Genomic DNA, 15013 nt, shown 5'->3' with positions numbered 1-15013 from the left:
CGACGCCCTCCCCGGCCGCGGCCGGGAAGGGCGTCGTCGTCGGTGGCCGGGGCCTAGATGATCTCGCCGCGCAGTCGCGAGTCGTCGCCGGACATCGTCGCCGCGACCTCGCGCGGCGTCCCCTCGTCCGCCCAGCGGAGCGTGGCGCCCACGCCCTCGATGAGCTCGACGCTGCCCTCGGGCGCGAACGTCAGCCCGGCGTCCTGCCCGACGGCGGCCCGCACGAGCGCGACCGTGGCAGGCAGCTTCTCCAGGCCGTCCGTCACGCCGAGGGACTCGATCTCCTCGCGGGTCGCCGCGATGTGCAGCGGGCTGGGCCCGATCCACAGCGAGCGGTCGTCGAGCGCGCCGTCCTGCCCGTACTCGTCGGCCAGCACGAGCTCCTTGACCTGGCCGCGCGCGAGCACCGCGACGACGTCCTCCACGGACGTCACCGCGCCGGACTCACGGCCCTGCTCCTGGCGGAACTCCGCGAGGACCTTCTCGCGGCGACGCTCCCGGTAGCTGTCGAGCGCGTCGGCCACGTTCGCCTCGAACGAGGCCTCGTTGATGCCCGCGCCCCGGCCGCCGCCCGGGACCTCGACCACGAGCTCGGAGATCGCGTGCCCGAGCGCGCCCCGCACGAGCGGCACGGCGCGCACGTCACCGGTGAGCAGCACGAGCTCGGGCCGGTACTCGGCCGCCTGGCGCTCCAGCTCCGCGGCGACCGCCTCGGCGTTGCGCTCCCAGGAGTCCTCCGCGCGGGACTCGATGCGCTTGTGCGAGAGCCCGCCCGTGCGGACCTTGTTGATGACGTCGTGGCCGCCCTCGACCGTCTCCGGCTCCGAGTAGGGCAGGTGGCCGCCCGCGACGGACCACGTGAGGTCCGCGCCCTGCCGGTCGACGACGACGCGCACGTAGTCGACCGACTCGTCCGCCGCGCGGGCCGCCTGCAGCAGCGCGGGCACAGGCCCCCAGGAGCCCTTCGTGAGCGCCGGCGGGTCCTTGACGACCCGGTCGACGAGCACGCCCGTGTCGTCGGCGATCAGCACGCGCCCGTGGGTGCCCCCGACCCGCGTCGGCCGCAGCACCACCTCCTCGAGGTCGTCGAGGACCGCGTCCGGCGCGCCCTCCTGGTGCAGCTGGCGCCGCACTCCCTTCCAGCGGTTCTCGACCTCGCGGTCCCCGGCCTCGTTGGCGCGCGTCGCGTCGATGTACACCGTCGCGAAGGGGCCAGGATGGCCGAGGAGGGGCTTGAGCCAATCGATCTTCATGCGAACACCTCATGACGTCCGTCGGCGTGGCGGGAGGGCCGCCCGACGCGGCGGTGCCGACGCCGGGGGCCCGCCCTGGGTCCCCACCAGGGTCCGTCAGATCGACGGGGGTCGCCACCGCGCGTCGGGCCCGGGAGGCGCCTCGCGCCGGCCTCCGGACCCTCGCCCGGCCCGCTGCCGGGCCGTCAGGAGTAGGTGTCGAGGACCGGGGTCCCCTCGCCCGAGGCGGCGTGCTCGGCGGCGATGCGCTCGTGGTGGCGGATGACCTCGTGGACGATGAACGCGCGGAACTGCTCGGCGAACTCCGGGTCGAGACCGGCGGAGCTCGCGATGCCCGTGAGCCGGGCGATCTGCTGGCGGTCCCGGTCCGGGTCCGCGGGCGGCAGCCCGCCCTGCGCCTTGAGCTCGCCCACGCGGCGCGTGAACTTGAACCGCTCCGCGAGCAGGTGCATGAGCGCCGCGTCGATGTTGTCGATGCTGTCGCGCAGGCGGAGGATCTCGTCGGGGACGGCGGGCTGCCCGGGGTCGTTCGTCACCCACCGATCCTAGGGGTGCCCGTCGGGCGTCGAGGAACTCGATACTCGGAGTACGGAGTAAAGTGGCTCGCCGTCCCTCCCTACCGTCCCACTCAGCGGAGAGTTTCATGACGGAACACACGTCGCCGAGCCTCGTCGAGGTCTCCCCCACGGCGACCATCAGCACCCTCCTCACCGACCGTGTCGCGCGCGACGCCCGGGCGACGCTCGTCGAGCGCCGCACCACCGCCGACGGTCCGTGGGAGCGCGTCACCGCGCAGGAGTTCGAGGACGACGTCGTCGCGGTCGCCCGCGGCCTCCTCGCGCGCGGCATCGAGCCCGGCGACCACGTCGCCATCATGTCGCGCACCCGCTACGAGTGGACCCTCCTCGACTTCGCCGCCTGGGCCGTGGGTGCCGTGCCCGTCCCCGTCTACGAGACGTCGTCCGCCGAGCAGGTGCACTGGATCCTGTCGGACGCGGGCGTCCGGCTCGCCGTCGTCGAGACGGCCGCCCACGCGGCCGAGGTCGCGACCGTGCGCGACCGCCTGCCCGGCCTGGAGGACGTCCTCGTCGTCGAGGACGGCGCCGTCGACGCCCTGCGCGCCGCCGGGGCCGACGTCCCGGCCGCGGAGGTCGAGCGCCGTCGGGCCGCGCAGCGCGTCGACGACCTCGCGACGGTCATCTACACGTCCGGGTCGACCGGGCGCCCCAAGGGCGTCGAGCTCACCCACCGCAACTTCGTGCACCTCGCGCTCAACGGCCGGGCCGGCCTCGCCGAGATCCTCGACGCCGACGGCGCACGCACCCTGCTGTTCCTGCCGCTCGCGCACGTGTTCGCCCGGTTCATCCAGGTCGTCGTCGTCGCGTCGAACGCGGTCCTCGCGCACTCCTGGGACACGAAGAACCTCGTCGCGGACCTCGGCTCGTTCCACCCGACGTTCCTGCTCGCCGTGCCGCGCGTGTTCGAGAAGGTCTACAACACCGCCGAGCAGAAGACCGGGACCGGCGCCAAGCGCAAGATCTTCCACTGGGCGGCCAAGGTCGCCATCACCTGGTCCCGGGCGCTCGACGCCCCGGGCGGCCCCGCGCTCGGGCTGCGCCTCCAGCACGCCGTCGCGGACCGGCTCGTCTACTCGACGCTGCGCGCCGCGATGGGCGGCCGGCTCACGTACTCCATCTCCGGCGGCGCGCCGCTCGGCGAGCGGCTCGGCCACTTCTACCGCGGTGTCGGGCTGCGCATCCTCGAGGGCTACGGCCTCACCGAGACCACGGCCCCCACGGCCGTGAACCTGCCCGGCCTGACGAAGATCGGGACGGTCGGGCCCGCGTTCCCCGGCACGTCGCTGCGCATCGACGCGGACGGCGAGCTCCTGGTCAAGGGCGACCACATCTTCCGCGGCTACCGCAACCAGCCCGAGCTCACCGCCGAGGCGCTCCAGGACGGCTGGTTCCGCACCGGCGACCTCGGCGCGTTCGACGACGACGGCTACCTGCGCATCACCGGCCGCAAGAAGGAGATCATCGTGACCGCCGGCGGCAAGAACGTCGCGCCGGCCGTGCTCGAGGACCGGCTGCGCGCGCACCCGCTCGTGAGCCAGGTCGTCGTCGTGGGCGACCAGCGCCCCTTCATCGGCGCCCTCGTCACGCTCGACGCCGAGATGCTGCCGGGCTGGCTCGCGACGCACGGCCTGCGTCCGATGGACGTCGAGACGGCCGCGCACGACGCCGACGTGCTCGCCGCGCTCGACCGCGCCGTCGCGCACGCCAACGAGGCCGTCTCCCGAGCCGAGTCGATCCGCAAGATCACCGTGCTCACGACGGACTTCACCGAGCAGAACGGCTACCTCACGCCGTCGCTCAAGGTGAAGCGCCGCCTGGTCATCGACGACTTCGCCGACACGATCGACACGCTCTACGGCTCGAAGGTCGCCGCCGACGCCTGAAGCCCCACCGTCGGCCCCGGTCACGGGCCGAGCAGGTGGTCCTGGTGCGTCCGGGTGACCGGACGGACCAGGACCACCTGCTCGGCCGAGCTACATCGCCTGGTCGGCGGTCGTCGGGGTCAGGCGGACTTCTCGCGCGGGGTGCGGGCGCGCGCGGTCGTGGTGCGCGGCACGATCGTGGGATTGACGTTGTCCAGCACGACCTCGCGCGTGATCACGACCCGCTCCACGTCATCACGCGACGGCACGTCGAACATCACCTGCTGCAACACCTCCTCCATGATCGCGCGCAACCCCCGCGCCCCCGTCCCACGCAACAACGCCTGCTCCGCGACCGCCTCGACCGCACCCTCGGTGAACTCCAGCTCCACCCCGTCGATCGCGAACATCCGCTGATACTGCTTCACCAACGCATTCCGCGGCTGGGTCAGGATCCGCACCAACGCCTCCCGGTCCAACGCCGCCACCGACGCGATCACCGGAAGGCGCCCGATGAACTCCGGGATCAACCCGAACCGGTGCAGATCCTCGGGGCGCACCTGCGCGAACAGGTCCTCCCCCGCACCCGTCTCGATCGGCGCACCAAAACCCACACCCCGCTTGCGCGCCCGCGCCGCCACGATGTCGTCCAACCCCGCAAAAGCCCCCGCCACGATGAACAGCACGTTCGAGGTGTCCACCTGGATGAACTCCTGGTGCGGGTGCTTACGACCACCCTGCGGCGGCACCGACGCCGACGTGCCCTCGATGATCTTCAACAACGCCTGCTGCACACCCTCACCCGACACGTCCCGCGTGATCGAGGGGTTCTCCGCCTTGCGCGCCACCTTGTCGATCTCATCGATGTAGATGATGCCCGTCTCAGCCTTCTTCACGTCGAAGTCCGCCGCCTGCACCAGCTTCAGCAGAATGTTCTCCACGTCCTCACCGACATACCCCGCCTCGGTGAGCGCCGTCGCGTCCGCGATCGCAAAAGGCACGTTCAACATCCGCGCCAACGTCTGCGCCAGATACGTCTTGCCCGTCCCCGTCGGACCGATCAACAAGATGTTCGACTTCGCCAGCTCCACGTAGTCCGCGTCGTCCGGGTTCGAGGGCTTGGCCTGCTCGCCCGCCTGCACGCGCTTGTAGTGGTTGTAGACGGCGACGGCCAGGGCCCGCTTCGCGGCGTCCTGGCCGATGACGTACTGCTCGAGGAACTCGAAGATCTCCTTGGGCTTGGGCAGCTCCGTGAGACCGAGCTCCGTCGCCTCGGCGAGCTCCTCCTCGATGATCTCGTTGCAGAGGTCGATGCACTCGTCGCAGATGTACACGCCGGGGCCCGCGATGAGCTTCTTGACCTGCTTCTGCGACTTGCCGCAGAACGAGCACTTCAGCAGGTCGGCACCGTCTGAGATACGAGCCACTACGCGTCTCCTTGTCCCGGTGACCGGTCCTCCGCCCGTCGGGTTCGACGGCGCGGGGCCCGGGCACGGCCGAGCGGGTCCTGCTCCCCATTCCACACCACGGGGCCCCCGTTGTCAGGTGGGCTCTCCGCACGGGGTGCAACGTGTCGCGCCGCCGACCCCGGCGGGGACGGCGGCGCGGCGCGTGGTCAGGCGGACCGGGTCACGGCTTGTTGACCGCGACAGCCTTGCGGCTCTCGAGGACCTGGTCCACGAGGCCGTACTCCTTCGCCTGCTCGGCGGTGAGGATCTTGTCGCGCTCGATGTCCTGGCGGACCTGCTCGACCGACTTGCCCGAGTGCAGCGCGAGGGTGTCCTCGAGCCACTCGCGCATGCGGATGAGCTCGTTCGCGTGGATCTCGATGTCGGACGCCTGCGCGTAGCCGCCACCTTCCATCGCGGGCTGGTGGATGAGCACGCGCGCGTTGGGGAGCGCGAGCCGCTTGCCCGGCTGGCCCGCGGCGAGCAGCACGGCCGCGGCGGAGGCCGCCTGGCCGAGGCAGACCGTCTGGATCTGGGGCTTGATGTACTGCATCGTGTCGTAGAGCGCGGTCATCGCAGTGAACGACCCGCCCGGCGAGTTGATGTAGAGGATGACGTCGCGGTCCGGGTCCTGGCTCTCGAGCACGAGGAGCTGGGCCATGACGTCGTCCGCGGACGCGTCGTCGACCTGGACGCCCAGGAAGATGATGCGGTCCTCGAACAGCTTGGTGTAGGGGTCCTGGCGCTTGAAGCCGTAGGCGGTGCGCTCCTCGAACTGCGGGAGCACGTAGCGGGCGGATGGCGCACCGCCCGGCAGGGCGATGCCGCCGGGGCGGGCCGCAGGGCCGGCGAGGCGCTGGGCGGTGGACAGGTACTGGGACTCGGCGCTGAAGCTCACGGGTTCTCCTCGGTGAAGTCTGGTGTCCGGTGCGGGGTCAGGAACCCGTGGTGCCGCCGCCGCCGGTCACGGACGACGCGTTGGTGACGACGTGGTCGATGAAGCCGTACTCCAGCGCCTCCTGCGCGGTGAACCAGCTGTCCCGGTCGTTGTCCTTGAGGATCTGCTCGAGCGGCTTGCCGGTCTGCTCGGCCGTGAGCTCGGAGAGCACCTGCTTCATGTGCATGATCAGCTGCGCGTTGATGCGCACGTCGGTCGCCGTGCCGCCGATGCCGCCGGACGGCTGGTGCATCATGACGCGCGCGTGCGGCGTCGCGTACCGCTTGCCCTTGGTGCCGGACGAGAGCAGGAACTGCCCCATCGACGCCGCCATGCCCATGGCGATCGTCGCGACGTCGGGCTGGATGTACTGCATCGTGTCGTAGATCGCCATGCCGGCCGTGATCGAGCCGCCGGGCGAGTTGATGTAGAGCCAGATGTCCTTGTCCGGGTCCTCCGCGGCGAGCAGCATCATCTGGGCGCAGATGGCGTTCGCGTTCTCGTCGCGCACCTCCGAGCCGAGCCAGATGATGCGCTCCTTGAGGAGCCGGTTGTAGATGGAGTCGTTGAGTCCGAGGCCCGGACCCTCGGCGCGGTTCACCGGGGCCGTCGCGTCGGACGGCAGGTACAGCTCGTTCACATCCATCTCCTTCGTCGCTCCCGCGGGTCGCCCCCGCCTGCGCTGCCCTGGCCGGCCGGGACGGCGTCCCGGTCCAGCCGTGCTGCAGTGACCCTAACGCGGTCCGTGCCCGCCGTTCGTCCCGGCAGGCCGCGTTTTCGCTGACGGCGCACCAGGCACCACGCCCTTCGCCGACGACGACGGCCCGCACCCTCGCGCGGAGGGTGCGGGCCGTCGTGGGGACCGTCCGGCCGGGGGCCGGCGACGCGTCAGGCCTTCGTCGCGTCCTTCTCGTCGTCCTCGACCGGGGCGTCGGCGGCGGGGGCGGCCGAGTCGTCCACGAGCGCCTCCTCGACCGGCTCGCCCGCGACGTCCTCGACGGGCTCGTCCGCGGCGGCGTCCTCGTCGTCCGAGCCGATGAACTCGGTCAGGTCGACGACGTTGCCGGCGGTGTCCTTGACCTCGATCTGGCGCAGCGCGACGGCGAGCGACTTGGAGCGCGCGACCTCGCCGACCATCGCGGGGATCTGCCCGCCCTGGTCGAGCGACTGGATGAACTGGTTCGGGTCCATCCCGTACTGGCGCGAGGCGCTCACGAGGTACTCGAGGAGCTCGTTCTGCGCGACCTTGATCTCGAGCTGCTCGGCGAGGGTGTCGAGCAGGATCTGGTTGCGCAGGGCGTCGGTCGCCTCGACCGTGACCTCGGCGCGGTGCGTGTCGTCCTCCAGGCGGCCCTCGGACTCGAGGTGGCGGTGCACCTCCGCCTCGACGGCGCCCGCGGGGACGGGGATCTCGACGGCGTCGTTGAGCGCCTTGAGGAGCTCGTCGCGCGCGGCGACGGCCTGGTTCGACGTCTTGATGCTCGCGACCTGCTCGCGCAGGTCCGCCGTGAGCTCCTCGAGCGTGTCGAACTCGGAGGCGAGCTGGGCGAAGTCGTCGTCGGCCTCGGGGAGGTCGCGCTGCTTCACGGAGGTGGCGGTGACGGTGACCGCGGCCTCCTTGCCCTCGTGCTCGCCGCCGGCCAGCGGCGCGTTGAACGTGGTCGTCTCCTCGGCCGACAGGCCGGTGAGCGCCTCGTCGAGGCCCTCGAGCATGTTGCCCGAGCCGATCTGGTAGCTCACGCCGGAGACGGAGTCGACCTCCTCGCCGTCGATCTCGGCCTTCAGGTCGAGCACGACGAAGTCACCCTCGGCCGCGGGACGGTCGACGCCGACGAGGGTGCCGAAGCGCTCGCGCAGCGCGTCGAGGCGCTCGGTGACGTCCTCGTCCGTGACCTCGGCGGGCTCGACGGTGATCGCGAGCGAGTCGAGCGCGGGCAGCGTGATCTCGGGGCGGACCTCGACCTCGGCGGTGAAGACCAGCTGGCCCTCGCCGGCCTTCGCCGGGATCTCGGTGACCTCGACCTCGGGCTGGCCGAGGGGGCGCAGGTTCTCCTCGCTCGCGGCCTGGCGGTAGAAGCCGGAGAGCGCGTCGTTGACGGCGTGCTCGATCACGGCGCCCCAGCCGACGCGCTGGTCGATGACGCGGGGCGGGACCTTGCCCTTGCGGAAGCCGGGGATGTTCACCTGCTCCGCGATGTGCTTGTAGGCGTGGTCGATGCTCGGCTTGAGCTCGTCGTACTCCACCTCGACGGTCAGCTTGACCTTGGTGGGGTCCAGGGTCTCGACGGCGCTCTTCACTTCGATGATCTCCAACTGATCGGGGCGGGCCGCGGGCGGCCGGGGACGGCACCGCACGCGGGCGTACGGGCAACCGTCCCATCGTACGCGAGCGGTCAAGCGCGCCCGACGCGCGGACCCGACCTCGATCCTGACCCCGACCCTGCCCTCGATCCCGACCTCGATCCTCACCCCGATCCGGGCCGTGGTCCCGGCCGGGGCACGACGAGCAGCACCGCGAGCGCGACGACCGCGGTCGCGACGACGGTCGGCCAGCGCAGCCCCACGACGCCGAGCACGTCGAGCAGGACCGCCATGACCATCTGGCCCCCGACGACGGTCAGCGTCAGGACGAACGTGCCGAGGTGGCGCACGGCGAACGCGGCCGCGACGGTGACGACCGTCCCGAGCGGCCCGCCCAGGTAGAGCCACCACTGCGGGGGCAGCACGACGCCGTCGAGCACGCCGAACGGGACGCCGAGCGCGCACACGAGCGTGATCCCGGCGAGCCCGCCCGTGACCGAGGTGAGGGTCGCCACGACCGGGTCGCCCGTGAGCTGCGTGACACGGCCGTTGCCCGCCTGCTGCCCGCACAGCACCGCGCCGCCCACGAAGAGCGCCGCACCGGCCGCGACGACCGCCCACCCGGGACCGCCGGCGCTGCTCCCGAGCACCGCGATGCCCAGACCGGCGAGCGCCGCGAGGCCGGCGCCCGCACGACGCGGCGTGAGCCGCAGCGGCGCGGGCAGGCCGACGCCCCGCGCGTCGAGCGCGAGCCCGGCGACGGTCTGGCCGGCCACGGAGCAGACGGACGCGACCGCGACCCCGACGAGGGGGATCCCGGCGGCCATCGCGACGACGATCGGCACGCTGCACAGCCCGACGGCGAACCACCACCACGAGGCGGACGAGCGCACGACGGTGAGCGTGGACCGGACGCGGCGGCGGGCGACCACCACGAGCACGGTCGCGAGGAGGGTGCCCACGTAGGAGAGCCACGCGGCGAGGACGGGCCCCGTGCCCGCGGCCCCGAGGTCGCCGTTGAGGCGTCCCTGGAGCGAGAGGACCGCACCGCTGCCCGCGGCGACGAGCGCGGCGAGGGTCACGCGGGCTGCCGGACCGGCGGTCGCGGAGGACGGGGTCAACGGGCACCTCCCGGGACGGGACCGCCACGGCGGCCCGGACGTCGACGACGTCCCGCGGCGCCCCGCAGGGCGCCGCGCGAAGGTCGGGGTGACAGGATTTGAACCTGCGACCTTCCGCTCCCAAAGCGGACGCGCTACCAACCTGCGCCACACCCCGTCGTCCGCCACGGCGGGCGGACCAGGGGCAAGTGTACTGGCGGGACGGGGCGCGACCGACGGGCCGCCGCGTGGGGAACGCCGCGGCACGGGCGGCCCGCCGACGTTTGCTAGGGTGGCGGCCGCAGGTCGGTGGCACGCCGTCCCGGGCAGCCGCACAGGCCGACCGCCGGGCGAGCCGAGGCCCGCGCGGGCGTAGCTCAATGGTAGAGCCCCAGTCTTCCAAACTGGCTACGCGGGTTCGATTCCCGTCGCCCGCTCCGTTCGTCCCACGACCCCACGGGCGCCCCGCCTCCCCGGCGAGGCGCCCGTCGTCGTTCCTGGGCCCCGCGGACGGCGTTGCAGGGCCGCGCCACGGACCGATAGCCTCGGGGCACGCGCGCCGTCGGCCCGCCCGGAGCTCCGGGCGACTCCCCCGGCGCGACCGACCAGGAGGAGCGAGGAATGACCGCGACGACCGCGCGTCCTGCATCGCTGCACCGCGCCGCGCCGCGCACCTCCTGTTGTCGCTGTCTCGGCTGCTGCTGACGACGGCCGTCCCCGCGCGCCCCGGCACGCCCGCGCACGCCCCTCGTCCCGCCCGAGCCCGTCCCGTCGCCCGCGCGCGCCCGCGCCGCCCCCGCGAGACGCTGGACCCCGGCCACCGGGCGCGCCCCGCTCCCCATCGGTACCCCCACCCGGCTCACCCCGAGCCGTCGACAGAAGAGGAAGACATGGCACGCATCTACGACGACGTCACGCAGCTCGTCGGCAACACCCCGCTGGTCCGGCTCAACAAGCTCACCGAGGGGCTCGGCGCCACCGTGGTGGGCAAGCTCGAGTTCTACAACCCCGCCAACTCGGTCAAGGACCGCATCGGCGTCGCGATCATCGACGCCGCCGAGGCGTCCGGCGAGCTGAAGCCGGGCGGGACGATCGTCGAGGCGACGTCCGGCAACACCGGCATCGCGCTCGCGATGGTGGGTGCGGCGCGCGGGTACGACGTCGTGCTGACCATGCCGGAGACGATGTCGAAGGAGCGCCGCGCGCTGCTGCGCGCGTTCGGTGCCGAGCTCATCCTCACGCCGGGCTCCGAGGGCATGAAGGGCGCGGTCAGCCGCGCGGACGAGATCGTCGCCGAGCGCGAGGGCGCGATCCTCGCCCGCCAGTTCGCGAACGAGGCGAACCCGGAGATCCACCGCCGCACGACGGCCGAGGAGATCTGGGCCGACACCGACGGCGCGGTCGACATCGTCGTCGCGGGCATCGGCACGGGCGGCACCATCACGGGCGTCGGCCAGGTGCTCAAGGAGCGCAAGCCCGGCGTGCAGATCGTCGCCGTCGAGCCGGAGGAGTCGGCCATCCTCAACGGCGGCCAGCCCGGCCCGCACAAGATCCAGGGCATCGGCGCGAACTTCGTGCCGGAGATCCTCGACACCTCGGTCTACGACGAGGTCATCGACGTCAACGCCGAGACCGCCGTCGAGTACGCGCGCCGCGCCGCCAAGGAGGAGGGTCTGCTCGTCGGGATCTCCTCGGGCGCCGCGATCGCGGCCGCGCTGCAGCTCGCCGCGCGTCCCGAGAACGCGGGCAAGCTCATCGTGACGATCATCCCGTCGTTCGGCGAGCGCTACCTGTCCTCCGTCCTCTACGCCGACCTGCTGGACTGACGTGACCGACCCCCACCCCCGCGCACGGACGGCCGGCCACCGGCTGCGCCGGTTCGTGCGCGTGCTCGGCGAGGACCTCGAGGCGGCCCGACGGCGGGACCCCGCCGCGCGCAGCCGCCTCGAGGTCGCTCTCGCGTACCCCGGCGTGCACGCCGTGTGGGCCTACCGGCTCGCGCACCGCATGTGGCGCGAGCCGCTGCTGCGCCTGCCGGCGCGGCTCGTGTCGCAGGCGGCGCGCGCGCTCACCGGCGTGGAGATCCATCCCGGCGCGCGCATCGGCCGACGGCTGTTCATCGACCACGGGATGGGCGTCGTCGTGGGCGAGACGGCCGTGGTCGGCGACGACGTCGTGCTGTTCCACACGTCGACGCTCGGCGGGCGCTCGATGAAGCGGGGCAAGCGGCACCCCACGCTCGGCGACCGGGTCGTCGTCGGCGCCGGGGCGAAGATCCTCGGGCCGGTGTGGGTCGGCGACGACGTCCAGGTCGGGGCCAACGCCGTCGTCGTCAAGGACGTGCCCGCGGGCGCGGTCGCCGTCGGCGTGCCGGCCACCGTCCGGATGCCGGCGGGCGCGCCCGCCGCGCGGGAGGCCGTCGAGGACCCCTCGCTCCTCATCGAGTACGTCATCTGAGGAGGACGCCGGGGGGCGGCCCCGGATCGGCTAGTGTGGTCGTGGGCGGTACCTGAGACCGCGCGTACCGGATACCCCCTGCCCGGTGCGCCCTCGGGTACCGCCCGCTCACCGCCGGCCGCAGCCGCCCGTCCGTGGCAGCCGGTCCCGGCACCACGACCCTCGACGAGGAGGAGCGCGCATGCGCCTCGGCATCCACACCGGCTACTGGTCCGCCGGTCCCCCCGACGGCATCCAGGACGCGGTCGTCGCGGCCGACCGCCTCGGCGTCGACTCGGTCTGGACCGCGGAGGCCTACGGCTCCGACGCGTTCACGCCGCTGGCGTGGTGGGGCTCGCGCACGACCCGCATCCGCCTCGGGACCGCCGTCGCGCAGGTCTCCGCGCGCACCCCGACCGCGACGGCGATGGCCGCGCTGACGATGGACCACCTCTCGGGCGGCCGGTTCGTCCTCGGCCTCGGCGTCTCCGGGCCGCAGGTGGTCGAGGGCTGGTACGGCCAGCCGTACGCGAAGCCGCTCGCACGGACCCGCGAATACGTGCAGGTCGTGCGCGACGTCCTGCGCCGGGAGGCGCCCGTGACGTCGTCCGGCCCGCACTACCCCCTCCCCCTTCCCGACGGCGTCGGGACCGGGCTGGGCAAGCCGCTGCGCTCGACCGTCCACCCGCTGCGCGCCGACCTTCCGATCCACCTCGCGGCCGAGGGGCCGAAGAACATCGCGCTCGCCGCCGAGATCGCGGACGGGTGGCTCCCGCTGTTCTACTCGCCGCGCATGGACGCGACGTTCCGCGAGCTCCTCGCGGACGGCTTCGCGCGCCGCTCGCCCGAGCGCTCGCCCGAGTCCGCGTTCGAGGTGAGCGCGACCGTCCCCGTCGTCGTGCGCGAGCACGTCGAGCAGGCCGCGGACCAGGTGCGCCCGTTCCTCGCGCTGTACGTCGGCGGGATGGGCGCCAAGGGGGCGAACTTCCACCGCGACGCGCTCGACCGCCTCGGGTACGCCGAGGCGTGCGACGAGATCCAGGCGCACTACCTCGCGGGACGCAAGGACCTCGCGGCGGCCGCCGTCCCGACGGCGATGGTCGAGGACGTCGCGCTCGTCGGCCCGCCCGAGAAGATCGCGAGCGACCTCGCGGCGTGGCGCGAGACGGCGGTGACGACGCTCCTCGTCCAGGGCGAGGCGACGGCCGTGCAGACGCTCGCCCCGCTCCTCGCGGCCCCGACCCCGGGCTGACCGGCCCGGCGCCGCGCGGTCAGCCGTCGGCGCGGGGGAACCACACCGCCCGGCGCAGGTCCACGCGACGCCCGTCGCGCGACAGCGGGCAGCCCTCGGCGCGGAGCTCCGCGAGCGCCGCGTCGAGGTGCTGCGCGGGCGGCGACCCCGCCGCGTTGACGATCCGCCACCACGGCACGGGGGTGCCGTCGTCGTCCACCCCGGACGACCCGGCGAGCACCTGCCCGACCTGGCGCGGGCCGCCCCGCCCCAGCGACTCCGCGACGATCTCCGCGACGAGCCCGTAGGTCATGGCCCGCGCGGGCGGGACGCGCCGCACGAGGTCGAGCACCGCGGTCGCGTACTCCTGGGCGAGGGCGCGAGGGTCGGCGCGGTCGTCGCCGCCGCGTCCGGGGGTGCGTCGTGCCATGGCGCCCGACCCTAGCCGTCGCGAATGTCCTGGCGCGAGCACGGCCCGGGACAGGAGGATCAGGGGCATGAGCGACCACCGACCCGCACGCCTCCCCGACGGCTACGAGCTCGTCCCCCTCACGTCCGCCGACCTGCGCGACGTGCTCGACCTCGACACCACGACGTTCCCCTCGCCGGTGGAGGTCGACGAGCTCGTCGACCTCCCGTTCCCGCTCACGTGGGAGCGCGCGCTCGGCGTGACGGTCGAGCGCGAGGACGCGGACGCGCCGCCCGTCGACGGCGCGCGTCCCGTGCGGCGCGAGCTCGTGGGGATGCACGCGTCGTACCCGTTCGCGCGCTTCCCGGTCCCCGGCGCGACCGCTCCGGTCGCGGGCCTCACCTGGGTGGGCGTCCACCCCGCGCACCGGCGGCGCGGCATCCTCAGCGCGATGATCGACACGCACCTCGCCCGGTGCCGCGAGCGGGGCGAGCCGGTCTCGGCGCTCTTCGCGGCGGAGGCCGCGATCTACGGCCGGTTCGGGTACGGCAAGGCGGCCGACGACGTGCGCCTCACCGTCCCGCGCGGCGTCGCGCTGCGCGACGTCCCGGGCGCGGAGCGGCACACCGTCCGCATCGAGCGCGCGGACCGCGCGCGGCACGGCGAGCTCGTCGCGACGATCCACGAGCGCGCGGGCGCCGACCCGACGGGCCAGGGCGCGGGCATCAACCGTCCGGGGTGGGCGACACGCGAGACCCCCGAGCTCCAGGCGACGTTCTGGGACGACGCCAAGGTCTGGCGCAAGGACCGCGAGCCCACGCGCATCGCGATCGTCGAGCTCGACGGCGAGCCGCGCGGGTACGCGCGCTTCCACCGCAAGCTCTCCTGGGAGGCGACGGGCCCGCGCGGCCCGGTGAGCACGGGCGAGGTCGTCGCGCTCGACGCCGCGGCCGCCCGCGCGCTGTGGGGCGTGCTCACCGACCTCGACCTCACGCACGAGGTGACGCCCTTCATGCTGCCGGTGGACGACGTCGTCACGAGCCTGCTCGTGGACCCGCGCTCCGCGTCGCCGCGCCTCGCGGACAACCTCTGGGTGCGGGTCGTGGACGTGCCCGGCGCGCTCGCCGCGCGCCGGTACGCGGCGGACGTCGACGTCGTGCTGCACGTGACCGACGAGCGCCTGCCCGACAACGCGGGGCGCTGGCGGCTGCGGGCGGAGGCCTTCGGCCCGGCGACGGCCGAGCGGACCGACGACGCGGCGGACGTCTCCCTCGACGTGCGCGAGCTCGGCGCCGCCTACCTCGGCGGGACGTCGCTCGCGGCCCTCGGCGCGGCAGGTCTCGTCACCGAGCACTCCCCCGGCGCGCTCGCGCGCACGAGCGCGGCCCTCGGCTGGCCCGTCGCCCCGGTGTGCAGCTGGGTGTTCTGACCGGTCGGGCGCACCCGGGTCCCGGGTGC

13 protein-coding genes and 2 tRNA genes are annotated in these 15013 nt (G+C 73.6%); 6 read left to right on the top strand and 9 right to left on the bottom strand.

Going from position 1 to position 15013, the window contains the following annotated elements; translation table 11 throughout:
* Window positions 1-53: 53 nt before the first annotated feature.
* Together HKK73_RS07415 and HKK73_RS07410 are read right to left on the bottom strand one after the other, a co-directional pair.
* Window positions 54-1253 carry a Vms1/Ankzf1 family peptidyl-tRNA hydrolase gene (locus tag HKK73_RS07415; protein WP_114553103.1) on the bottom strand — a complete coding sequence of 400 codons (1200 nt, stop codon included), beginning with the start codon at window positions 1251-1253 and terminating at the stop codon, window positions 54-56.
* Between the two features lie 185 nt (window positions 1254-1438).
* Complete coding sequence (locus HKK73_RS07410; RefSeq protein ID WP_021482739.1) at window positions 1439-1789, bottom strand: chorismate mutase; 351 nt, start codon at window positions 1787-1789, stop codon at window positions 1439-1441.
* Window positions 1790-1896: 107 nt separating this feature from the next.
* On the opposite strand from HKK73_RS07410, the gene HKK73_RS07405 reads away from it, so the two are divergent.
* Window positions 1897-3714: a long-chain fatty acid--CoA ligase gene (locus tag HKK73_RS07405; protein ID WP_171467736.1), complete on the top strand. Its 1818-nt coding sequence runs from the start codon at window positions 1897-1899 to the stop codon at window positions 3712-3714.
* A gap of 119 nt (window positions 3715-3833) precedes the next feature.
* Here HKK73_RS07405 and clpX read toward each other — a convergent pair whose 3' ends face one another.
* The 6 genes from clpX to HKK73_RS07375 form a co-directional block, all read right to left on the bottom strand.
* Entirely contained in the window at window positions 3834-5120 is a 1287-nt protein-coding gene (gene clpX / locus HKK73_RS07400; protein WP_085388150.1) for an ATP-dependent Clp protease ATP-binding subunit ClpX, read from the bottom strand.
* Between the two features lie 202 nt (window positions 5121-5322).
* A complete protein-coding gene (locus HKK73_RS07395) occupies window positions 5323-6039 on the bottom strand; it encodes an ATP-dependent Clp protease proteolytic subunit (RefSeq protein ID WP_021482022.1) in 717 nt (238 codons plus the stop codon).
* 37 nt (window positions 6040-6076) lie between these two features.
* Complete coding sequence (locus HKK73_RS07390) at window positions 6077-6724, bottom strand: ATP-dependent Clp protease proteolytic subunit (RefSeq protein WP_044144211.1); 648 nt, start codon at window positions 6722-6724, stop codon at window positions 6077-6079.
* Between the two features lie 242 nt (window positions 6725-6966).
* Window positions 6967-8376 carry a trigger factor gene (gene tig, locus HKK73_RS07385; protein WP_085388151.1) on the bottom strand — a complete coding sequence of 470 codons (1410 nt, stop codon included), beginning with the start codon at window positions 8374-8376 and terminating at the stop codon, window positions 6967-6969.
* Between the two features lie 167 nt (window positions 8377-8543).
* The gene (locus tag HKK73_RS07380) at window positions 8544-9500 is read right to left on the bottom strand and encodes a DMT family transporter (protein WP_171467735.1); all 957 of its coding nucleotides are present in this window, start codon (window positions 9498-9500) and stop codon (window positions 8544-8546) included.
* A gap of 83 nt (window positions 9501-9583) precedes the next feature.
* Window positions 9584-9657, bottom strand: a tRNA-Pro gene (locus tag HKK73_RS07375).
* 188 nt (window positions 9658-9845) lie between these two features.
* On the opposite strand from HKK73_RS07375, the gene HKK73_RS07370 reads away from it, so the two are divergent.
* The 4 genes from HKK73_RS07370 (at window position 9846) to HKK73_RS07355 (ending at window position 13167) form a co-directional block, all read left to right on the top strand.
* Window positions 9846-9916 (top strand) — tRNA-Gly (locus tag HKK73_RS07370).
* Window positions 9917-10369: 453 nt separating this feature from the next.
* A complete protein-coding gene (cysK, locus tag HKK73_RS07365) occupies window positions 10370-11305 on the top strand; it encodes a cysteine synthase A (protein WP_021482934.1) in 936 nt (311 codons plus the stop codon).
* A gap of 1 nt (window position 11306) precedes the next feature.
* Window positions 11307-11936, top strand: a complete 630-nt coding sequence (gene epsC, locus HKK73_RS07360) for a serine O-acetyltransferase EpsC (RefSeq protein WP_051028395.1) — start codon at window positions 11307-11309, stop codon at window positions 11934-11936.
* A 181-nt stretch (window positions 11937-12117) separates the two neighbouring features.
* The gene (locus HKK73_RS07355; RefSeq protein ID WP_137280278.1) at window positions 12118-13167 is read left to right on the top strand and encodes an LLM class F420-dependent oxidoreductase; all 1050 of its coding nucleotides are present in this window, start codon (window positions 12118-12120) and stop codon (window positions 13165-13167) included.
* A gap of 19 nt (window positions 13168-13186) precedes the next feature.
* On the opposite strand, the gene HKK73_RS07350 is transcribed toward HKK73_RS07355, so the two are convergent.
* The gene (locus HKK73_RS07350; RefSeq protein ID WP_081600192.1) at window positions 13187-13576 is read right to left on the bottom strand and encodes an MGMT family protein; all 390 of its coding nucleotides are present in this window, start codon (window positions 13574-13576) and stop codon (window positions 13187-13189) included.
* Window positions 13577-13643: 67 nt separating this feature from the next.
* On the opposite strand from HKK73_RS07350, the gene eis reads away from it, so the two are divergent.
* The gene (gene eis, locus HKK73_RS07345) at window positions 13644-14984 is read left to right on the top strand and encodes an enhanced intracellular survival protein Eis (protein WP_137280277.1); all 1341 of its coding nucleotides are present in this window, start codon (window positions 13644-13646) and stop codon (window positions 14982-14984) included.
* Window positions 14985-15013: the final 29 nt, after the last annotated feature.

It is taken from the genome of Cellulosimicrobium sp. 72-3 (genome assembly GCF_013127315.1).
Classification (GTDB): Bacteria; Actinomycetota; Actinomycetes; order Actinomycetales; family Cellulomonadaceae; genus Cellulosimicrobium; species Cellulosimicrobium funkei.
The sequence above is the reverse complement of the archived record's forward strand: the minus strand, read 5'-3'. Positions and strand labels throughout refer to the sequence as shown.

What these genes read in the sequence shown, in the direction of transcription:
- cysK (WP_021482934.1), top strand. Translation starts at nt 10,370, where the DNA reads ATGGCACGCATCTACGACGACGTCACGCAGCTCGTCGGCAACACCCCG.
- HKK73_RS07405 (WP_171467736.1), top strand. Translation starts at nt 1,897, where the DNA reads ATGACGGAACACACGTCGCCGAGCCTCGTCGAGGTCTCCCCCACGGCG.
- HKK73_RS07390 (WP_044144211.1), bottom strand. Translation starts at nt 6,724, where the DNA reads ATGGATGTGAACGAGCTGTACCTGCCGTCCGACGCGACGGCCCCGGTG.
- HKK73_RS07355 (WP_137280278.1), top strand. Translation starts at nt 12,118, where the DNA reads ATGCGCCTCGGCATCCACACCGGCTACTGGTCCGCCGGTCCCCCCGAC.
- HKK73_RS07415 (WP_114553103.1), bottom strand. Translation starts at nt 1,253, where the DNA reads ATGAAGATCGATTGGCTCAAGCCCCTCCTCGGCCATCCTGGCCCCTTC.
- eis (WP_137280277.1), top strand. Translation starts at nt 13,644, where the DNA reads ATGAGCGACCACCGACCCGCACGCCTCCCCGACGGCTACGAGCTCGTC.
- HKK73_RS07350 (WP_081600192.1), bottom strand. Translation starts at nt 13,576, where the DNA reads ATGGCACGACGCACCCCCGGACGCGGCGGCGACGACCGCGCCGACCCT.